This is a genomic window from Streptomyces sp. NPDC059668 (assembly GCF_042734135.1).
GTDB lineage: Bacteria > Actinomycetota > Actinomycetes > Streptomycetales > Streptomycetaceae > Streptomyces.
In genome coordinates, this window is sequence record NZ_JBHWEL010000016.1 from 38,760 (window position 1) to 47,235 (window position 8,476).

Genomic DNA, 8,476 nt, shown 5'->3' on the forward strand with positions numbered 1-8,476 from the left:
TTTTTTTTAACCGTCCTGGGGGCCCCCCTTCTGGTCGGGGGGCCCCCCCCCCCCCCCCCCCGGGGGCCGGGGGCTCCCCCTCGGTGGTCAGCGACCACCGACACGACTCACTGGTTGGTGTTGACGGTGACCTTGCCGTCGATGATGTCCTGCTTGGCCTGGTCGACCGCCGCGACGACGTCCGGCATGGCCTTGTACTTCGGGTTGGTGTCGGCGAAGCCCACGCCGCCCGACTTCAGGTCACCGCGCACGACGCCGTTCAGCGGCTTGCCGTCGACGACGGACTTGGCCAGGTCGTACACGGCGCCGCCGACGTTCTTCAGGGCCGAGCCGAGGATCCAGTCCTTGTACTTGGCCAGGGAGCTCTGCGCGTACTGGTCGGAGTCGACGCCGATGGCCCACACCTTCTTGGCGGCGGCCTGGGAGATCACGCCCTGACCGGACAGACCGGCCGCGTGGTACAGCACGTCGGCGCCCTTCTCGATCTGGCCGGCCGCCGCGTCCTTGCCCTTGTCGGGGCTGGCGAAGCCACCCTCCTGGGGCGTCTGCGTCAGGTACTGCGACTCGATCTTGATCTTCGGGTTGACCGACTTGGCACCCTGGTCGAAGCCCGCCTCGAACTTGTGGATCAGCGGGATGTCGACACCGCCGATGAAGCCGATGTGGTTCTTCTTGGTGGCCTTCGCCGCCGCGACACCCGCGAGGTAGGACGACTGCTCCTCGTGGAAGACCAGGTCGGCGATGTTCGCCGCCTTGTCCTGCTCGTCGTCGATGATGCCGAAGGTGATCTTCGGGTACTTGGCGGCGACTTCCTTGATCGCCGGCGCGTAGACGAAGCCGACGCCGATCACCGGGTTGTAGCCGGACTTGGCCAGCTGTTCCAGACGCTGCACCTTGTCGGCGTCGGACTCGCCGTCCTGCGGCTCGATGTCCCGGCCGCCGATCTTGAACTCCGCCTCGGCCTTCTGGAAACCGGCGAACGCGGCGTCGTTGAACGACTGGTCGCCCTTGCCGCCGATGTCGTAGGCGAGGCCTATGCCCTTGCCCGAGTAACCCGACGAGCTCTTGTCGGAACCACCACCACCGGACGAGTCGGTGCTGGACTTACCGCAACCCACGGCCGCGAGGGCGATGACCGACACGGCCACCGCTGCTTGGGAGAACCTGGTCCTCCGAGACATCAGACGCACAGCAAGCACCCTTCATCCCCACGGCCGTCACCGGTCCGCTTCCCCAACACGCCGCACCGCAGCGGTTCGGCGCACAGTAACGCGCGTAGAAGGGCAGGGGAACGGGAATCCTCCTGGCCGTTATCGAACCGTGCCGCCACCGGGTTACGTTTGCGCGCCACCCGTTACGTCAGGGTGACGCAAGTGGACGAAGGGGCACCGATCGGGGCATCGGGCGGACCGGGGGCTCTGCCACCTCGCAAGTCACCCGGGGCCCGTCGTACGCCACCCGGGGCGCGCAGGCCGTTTCGCGCCAACTCGGCGTGTGCGCCTCGCGTTCAGGGGACGGCGTCCCGGGCTTGGGGTCCTGGGGTCCAGGGGTTCTGGGGTTCTGGGGTTCTGGGGTTCTGGGGTTCTGCGGTCCTCAGGGAGGCTTGAGGTTCCGAGGCCCTCAGGCCGTGTCCGGCGGATCACGCGGGACAGGGCCTGAAGGGACTCCAGGCGTCGCGGGCCTCACAGACCCCGTCGGCCTCACAGACCCCGCGGGCCCCGCGGGCCTCAGCGGATCGCGTCGAGCAGAGCCGCCGCGGTGAAGAGCTCGACTCCGACCGTGATGGCCGACTCGTCCGCGTCGAAGTCGCCGCGGTGCAGGTCACGGGTGGTGCGCTCGCCCGGTGTACGGACTCCGAGACGGGCCATGGCGCCGGGCACGTGCTCCAGGTACCAGGAGAAGTCCTCGCCGCCGAGGCTCTGTTCGGTGTCCTCGACGGAGTAGGGGCCGCGCCGGGAGGTCATGGCGTCGTGGAGGAGCTCCGTGACCGCCGGGTCGTTGACGACCGGCGGGACCCCCCGGACGTAGTTGATCTCGGACTTGGCGCGGTACAGATTGGCGATCTCGTCGATGGCCTCGTGCACCAGGTCGGGCGCCTGCCGCCACGCCTCCAGGTCGAGGCAGCGCACGGTTCCGGAGAGCTCCGCGTGCTGCGGGATGACGTTGCAGGCGTGCCCGGACTCGATCCGTCCCCAGGTCACCGCGAGCCCGCTGCGGGCGTCCACGCGCCGGGCGACGAGGGACGGCACGTCGGTGACGACACGCGCGGCGGCCGTGACCAGGTCGGTGGTGAGGTGGGGGCGCGCGGTGTGACCGCCGGCGCCGTCGAGCGAGACTTCCAGCCGGTCGCAGGCGGAGGTGATGGGACCGTGGCGCAGCCCGATCCGCCCGGCGTCGACCTTCGGGTCGCAGTGCACGCCGATGATCCGCCCCACGCCCTCCAGCACCCCGGACTCGATGGCGTCGGGCGCTCCCCCGGGCAGGACCTCTTCGGCGGGCTGGAAGATCAGCCGCACGGGATGCGGCAGGAGGCCCTGGCGGTGCAGTTCGGCGAGGACGAGGCCGGCGCCGAGGACGACGGTCGTGTGCACGTCGTGGCCGCAGGCGTGCGCGCGGTCCGGGACGGTCGAGCGGTAGGCGCAGTCACTCTTCGCGTCCGGGATGGGCAGGGCGTCGATGTCGGCACGCAGGGCGAGCATGCCGCGTCCGCCGTCGACCTCGCCGTCCGGTTCCCCGTCCCCGTCGATCCCGATGTCACAGATGAGCCCGGTCCCGATGTCGAGCACGCGGGGCTTGAGGCCCGCCTGCTCCAGGCGTGCCTTGAGCGCCGCGGTGGTGCGGAACTCCTGGTTGCCGAGCTCCGGGTGCATGTGCATGTCGCGCCGGAACGCGATCAGCTCGGCACGCAGGGCGTCGGGCAGGGTGCCGGGGAGCACTGCTCCCCCGGGGACATCGGCCTCGTACTCTCGGGACATCAATTGATTCACCCTTTGAAGGGTAGGGCGACGGGGCGGCCGGCTGACCCACGATCAACAAAACTTCAGCCCGTTAGGGGAAAACACTTAGCCGCGCGACGCATAGGTTTCAGATGGGATGGGTACGCTCGCCCGTCTTTACGGACGATGGGATCGTGAGCCAGACGGTATGCGCGCCCTGACCGGGCCGCATCCCGGCCGCCGTGTGCGGGACGACCGCCGACCGGCTGCCGCGTCCAAGCCGGTGACCGGCTGCGGTGACGGTCCGTGACCACGGGGCGGCGCGAACCCTTGATACGGGCCGCCGACCCTCTCTCGATCCGGTCCGCGAGGGCTGCTCGCGGACACCCATGGGGTAACGCTCGGGGTGTCCGAGCCCATTCCCGTGCCCTACGGTCCCACAGACCTGACCAAGATCATGCGCATGGACACCGGGACACCACTCGCCGTCGACCCGCGCGCGAGGGGGCCGGCGGCGCGTGGCGGGAACGTCGTTCCCGTCCGACCGCCCGGCTCACGGCCCCGACCGCCCCGCCTCCACCCGTGCGATCGCCCTGCGGGTCGCGCCGACGAACGTCCAGAAGAACGGGAGGAGGTTGGTCGCGCGGGTGGCGAGGGTGTTCTTGCCCTCGGCGAACATCGCGGCGCGCAGGGCCGTGGTCATCTCCAGCTGGGCGCCCATGCCGAGGAGGGTGCGGTTGCAGATGTTGTCCGGCGAGACGCCCGCGATCTCCTCCTCGCCCGCGGCCGTCACCGCGCGGATGCCGGCCGCGGTGAACTCCTCCACGAGATACCGGCGAAAGGCGGGGTCGAGGCCGCCCACCAGGACGGCCGCGGCGCCTGGTTCCAGGCCCGCCTGCTCCGGCCTGCAGCCGTGCAGGGACAGGACGTTGAGGCTGCCCGCGCACAGGGAGCGGGCGACCGTGTCGTCGCAGTGGGTGGAGGTGACGTGCAGGCCGCTGTTCCCGCTGCTCATCAGCCCTTCGAACATCCAGAAGTCGTGCAGCGGTCCGGCGGGTGGGGTGGGTCGGAGGTCGGCGGGGTCGTAACCGGCTGTCGCCAGGCAGAGCTCCGAGGTGCCCCCTTCGATGCCGCCGCCGTGCGGGGCGATGACGGTGGTGCGGGGGAAGGGGGCGCGGCCGGTCGTGCCCGGGGCGTCGGCCGGATGGCGTCTGGAGCGGCGGACCCAGTCCACGCCCTCCGTCCAGGCGGGGTCGGCGTACAGGGCGGTGTTCGAGGCCGGTTCGGCGGTCGACGGGGGTGCCGTGGCCGACGTCGCGCCCGCGGCGGCCGGCACCGTGTGCGGTGCGGGTGTCGCCGCGGGCGCGGTGCGAAGGGTACGGCGTCCGGTCTCCATGGCGACCGAGGATGTCAGCCGAAGCGGCCCGCCACATAGTCCGCCGTGCGCTGGTCCGCAGGGGTGCCGAAGATGTGTTCGGTGTCACCGTGTTCGACGATGCCGCCGGGGGTGCCCTGCTCGGCGAGGAAGAACGCGCACTGCTGGGAGACGCGGGCCGCCTGCTGCATGTTGTGGGTGACGATCACGACGGTCACCTGGCCCGCGAGTTCGTGGATGGTCTCCTCGACCCGGCGGGTGGACGTGGGGTCGAGCGCCGAGCACGGTTCGTCCATCAGCAGCACCTGGGGACGTACGGCGAGGGCGCGGGCGATGCACAGGCGCTGTTGCTGGCCGCCGGAGAGCGCCCCGCCGGGCTGGCGGAGCCGGTCCCGTACCTCTTTCCACAGGCCTGCCCTGGTCAGGCTCTCCTCGACCAGTTCGTCCTTCTCGCGGCGGCCGACGCGGGTGCCGGTCAGGCGCAGGCCCGCCACCACGTTGTCGTAGATCGACATGGCGGGGAACGGGTTGGGCTTCTGGAAGACCATGCCGATCCTGCGGCGGGCGTCGGTGAGGCGGCGCTCGGGGGCGTAGATGTCCTCGCCGTCGAAGAGCACCTCGCCGCCCATCGCGGCCGCGGGGATCAGCTCGTGCATCCGGTTGAGCGTGCGCAGGAAGGTCGACTTGCCGCAGCCGGAGGGGCCGATCAGGGCGGTGACCTGCCCGGCGGGCATGGTGAGGGAGACCCGTTGCAGTACCTGGTGGCTGCCGAACCATGCCGAGACGGACCGTGCCTCGAGCGTCGCGGGCGCGGGGGCACCCGGTCCCGGCGCGGGGGGCGCCGCGGCCGGGATCGGCGGCAGCAGCACGGTGTCGGCCACGGTGGTCCGGGTCGGGGTGGTCTCGGGTGCGGCGCTGTCACGCGCGGCAATCGCATCGGTCACGTCGGGCACCTCATGGCGGAGTCGGGTCGAGCGGTCGGTCGGGCGGGCCGGCGGGCGGGCGGACAGCCGGGTCACGTCAGGTTCGGGAGCAGTTCGGTGGTGTGGACGGCGACCTGGAGGCCCAGGACCGCGACGACCGGTGCGAACACGATCCACGTCTGGTGCCGGCCCCAGCGGTGCCAGGTCCACACCGCGGCGACGGCGACGGCCACCAGCGCCTGGAGCCACATGACCAGCGGCCACGGCACGCCGGAGGGGTGCGCGAGGGGCTGCTCGGACTCCGGGAGGGTGCCGGGACGGATGACGGCCGCCGGGGTCTGGGCGGGCGTGGAGATCAGGTCGGCGTCGACGCGCAGCACCCCGCCGGGCATGAAGTGCGGGCCGGTGGCCGTGACGAGGACCAGCCGGCCCTTGCCGGAGACCACGGCGGCGGGTGCCGGGTCGCCGGCCCGTCGTACGCCGAGGACCTGGTACCTCGCCTTGCCCTGGCCGGTGGTCACGGTGAACGTGTCGCCCGCGGCGAGCCCGTCGAGACGGCCGAAGGGCCCTCCGTAGGCGGCCGCACGGCCCATCAGCACGCTGGTGCCGGACTGTCCGGGCAGCGGGGTGTCCCGGCGGTGGCCGGGGCCGTCGGTGAGGACGCCGGAGTCGGTGCCCTCCAGGACGACCTGGTGGACGTGGACGGCGGGGATGTCGAGGAGCGCGACGGGCGTGCCCGGCGCGAGCAGATCGCCGTTCTGGTCGGTCTGGGCCACCGGGGCGGTGCCGAGGGCGAGCCGGGTGCGCAGCGCGTCGTACGAGGCGTGCTGCGCGGCCCGTTCCTGGACGCCGCTGACGAGCAGCAGCTGCGCGGTGAGGCCGAGCAGCAGGGCGGCCAGGCTGAGCAGACCGCCCCGGGCGAGGTGCCGGACGGCGGTGACGCCTCGAACGCCCAGCCGCGGCGCGGGGGTGGTGAGCGTGGTCTGTACGGCGACCGTCACGGCGACGCGTCTCCTTCCATGGCTTCGTCGGTGGGGGCCGACGGGGAGACCGCGGTCGCGGTCTCCCCGTCGGGTCGTGCGTCAGGTGGACTTGATGGTGAAGTTCGCGCCGTTCTTCGAGTTCACCGTCGAGGAGCCGAGGTACCACACGTGCATGGTGTGCTTGCCGGTCTTCAGCTTGGGCAGGGTGAGCGTCACCTTGCCGCCGCTGAGCGTGCCGGTGGCGATCACGTGGGAGCCCTCGTACACGCGGACCGTGCCGGTCGGCGTGGTGCCGGTCGCGGTGACCTTCACGCCGACCTTGGCGCTGCTGTTGTGGCTGACCGAGGCGGGCGCGGTGGTGCCCACTGAGGGGGTCGCCTTGGTGATCGTCAGCTTGACGGTCGTGGAGGACGTGTTGAGCTTGGTGCTGCCGCCGTAGGACACCGACAGGGTGTGCGTGGCGACCTTGAGGTGGGTGGACAGGTTGATGCCGACCTTGCCGGAGCTGTCCAGGTTGCCGGTGCCGAGCGTGGTGGAGCCGTCCTTGACGGTCACCTTGCCGCTCGGGACGACGCCGTGCGAACCGGTGACGGCGATGGAGACCTTGGGGGTCTTGCCGTACGCGGTCGTGGCGGCGGTGGCCTTCACGGAGCTCGTGTACTTGACGGCGCCGGTCCAGGTGGCGGCGGTACCCGTGCCGTTGAGGTTGGCGGCGGAGACCGAGGCCGTGTAGGTGCCGAGGGCCAGGCCGCTGAAGCTGTACGACGTGGTGGTGGCCGGGACGTCCTTGACGGCCACGACGGCGCCGTCCGAACCGGTCAGCGTGACCCGGTAGTCGGTGACGGGCAGCGCGGGCGCGGGGGTGGGCGCGGTCCAGGTCAGCTTGAGGCTCGCGTCGCCGGTGGTGGCCTTCAGCGCGGGCTTGGCGGGCGTGTTGACGTCGACGCCGGACACCTCCAGGCCGCCGAGCTTGGCGTGCCTGGCCGGGTTGACCGAGCCGTTGTACGACTCGTTCAGGAAGCCGAAGTCGGCGATGACCTTCTCGGCGGTGTCGGTGGCGAGGCCCGCCTCGTGGGTGCCGCTGGTGACGAAGACGTCGTACAGCGCCTTGTCGAAGAAGACGCTGGCCGGGTCGATGGCGCGGCTCGGGACGACGTTGTAGACGTCGCGGCCGAAGGTCGCGTTCTCGAAGTAGCCGGCGACCGGGGTGAGCTTGCCGTTCACCGTCGTCACCGGGCTGGACACACCGGTGTCACCGGGCAGCTGGACGCCGGCCAGGTGCGCGCCGGCGGCGACGGCGGCCTTGCTGTAGTCGGGGGCGATGCCGTTGTTCTGGGCGATCCAGCTGCCCACGGAGAACGGGACGAGCGCGCCGTCCTGGGTGAGCGCGGCGTTGGCCTGGTTCTCCTGGACGGTCGGGATGTCCGAGGAGACCGTGAGCTCGGTGAGGCCGATCGCCGCGAGGAAGAACTTGCGGGTGCCGGAGCCGGTCTGCGGGAGGACCGCGTGCAGGGTCTGGCCGTTCAGCTCCTTCAGGCGGTTGTCGCCGGACACGTAGATGTCGTGCAGCTGGTCGACCGTCAGGTTGTCGAGGGCCGAGCCGCGCACGGCGACGCCCACCGCGTCCCGGGCGAACGGGATGTAGGTGAGGGTGGTGCCGGAGGTGCTCGGGCCGCCGGAGGAGCGGGCGAAGTCGACCTGTCCCTTGATGGCGACGCCGTGCGAGTCCGGGAACTTGTCACCCGTCAGCGACATGCTGAGGGCGGCACGGCCCGGGCCGGACCCGTTGGGGCGCTGGAAGACCGGACCGCCGGAACGGGTCTGGATGGTGGAGGCGGCGCCGCTGGGCGCGAACGCGTCGTACGAGGCGAGGCCCGCGTTGCCCGCCTTCACGGCGGTGCCGGCGTAGCTCTTGCCGTTGACGATGTCGCCGGCGAGGGCGTTGAGGACGTCCTGGGTGGTGTCGGAACCCACGCCGACAAGCTGGCGGAAGGTCCCGGCGGGGGTGGGGTCGGCGGACGCCGGGCTCGCGAGAGCCAGCGTGCCGGACACCACGGCTGCGGCGACCATGGCCGCGGTGAGGCGCATTGTGCGCATCGAGGTTCTCCTGTGGTTGTGCGTCGGTTGTACGGCGGTTCTGCGTGGGTGGATCTGGCAGGGTGGGGGGTCAGGGGGCGGGGGGCGCCCCGGCCCCCGGGCGACGCCCGCCCGCACGTCAGCAAGTACCTCGTCGCGTTCGCCCCGCGGTTCTGGCCCGGG

Annotated in this window: 6 protein-coding genes; all 6 read right to left on the reverse strand. The window is 71.6% G+C overall.

Features of this window, described 5'->3' with window-relative positions; genetic code table 11:
• Positions 1-107: 107 nt before the first annotated feature.
• The 6 genes from ACFV2J_RS14715 to ACFV2J_RS14740 all read right to left on the reverse strand — a co-directional run bounded on the left by ACFV2J_RS14715 (position 108) and on the right by ACFV2J_RS14740 (position 8,314).
• Complete coding sequence (locus tag ACFV2J_RS14715; RefSeq protein ID WP_385094818.1) at positions 108-1,181, reverse strand: BMP family protein; 1,074 nt, start codon at positions 1,179-1,181, stop codon at positions 108-110.
• 546 nt (positions 1,182-1,727) lie between these two features.
• Positions 1,728-2,975 (reverse strand): M20 family metallopeptidase, encoded by a 1,248-nt coding sequence (locus ACFV2J_RS14720; protein WP_385094812.1) that lies wholly within the window; start codon positions 2,973-2,975, stop codon positions 1,728-1,730.
• Between the two features lie 514 nt (positions 2,976-3,489).
• Positions 3,490-4,332, reverse strand: coding sequence for a poly-gamma-glutamate hydrolase family protein (locus ACFV2J_RS14725; protein WP_385438861.1), 843 nt, complete (start codon positions 4,330-4,332; stop codon positions 3,490-3,492).
• Positions 4,333-4,346: 14 nt separating this feature from the next.
• Positions 4,347-5,165, reverse strand: a complete 819-nt coding sequence (pstB, locus tag ACFV2J_RS14730) for a phosphate ABC transporter ATP-binding protein PstB (RefSeq protein WP_385094815.1) — start codon at positions 5,163-5,165, stop codon at positions 4,347-4,349.
• 161 nt (positions 5,166-5,326) lie between these two features.
• Positions 5,327-6,235 (reverse strand): sortase, encoded by a 909-nt coding sequence (locus tag ACFV2J_RS14735; RefSeq protein ID WP_385094806.1) that lies wholly within the window; start codon positions 6,233-6,235, stop codon positions 5,327-5,329.
• Between the two features lie 81 nt (positions 6,236-6,316).
• Positions 6,317-8,314 carry an Ig-like domain repeat protein gene (locus ACFV2J_RS14740; RefSeq protein WP_385097932.1) on the reverse strand — a complete coding sequence of 666 codons (1,998 nt, stop codon included), beginning with the start codon at positions 8,312-8,314 and terminating at the stop codon, positions 6,317-6,319.
• Positions 8,315-8,476: the final 162 nt, after the last annotated feature.

Coding starts and splice junctions, on each gene's coding strand:
- ACFV2J_RS14715 (WP_385094818.1), bottom strand. CDS start 1,181: ATGTCTCGGAGGACCAGGTTCTCCCAAGCAGCGGTGGCCGTGTCGGTC.
- ACFV2J_RS14720 (WP_385094812.1), bottom strand. CDS start 2,975: ATGTCCCGAGAGTACGAGGCCGATGTCCCCGGGGGAGCAGTGCTCCCC.
- ACFV2J_RS14725 (WP_385438861.1), bottom strand. CDS start 4,332: ATGGAGACCGGACGCCGTACCCTTCGCACCGCGCCCGCGGCGACACCC.
- ACFV2J_RS14740 (WP_385097932.1), bottom strand. CDS start 8,314: ATGCGCACAATGCGCCTCACCGCGGCCATGGTCGCCGCAGCCGTGGTG.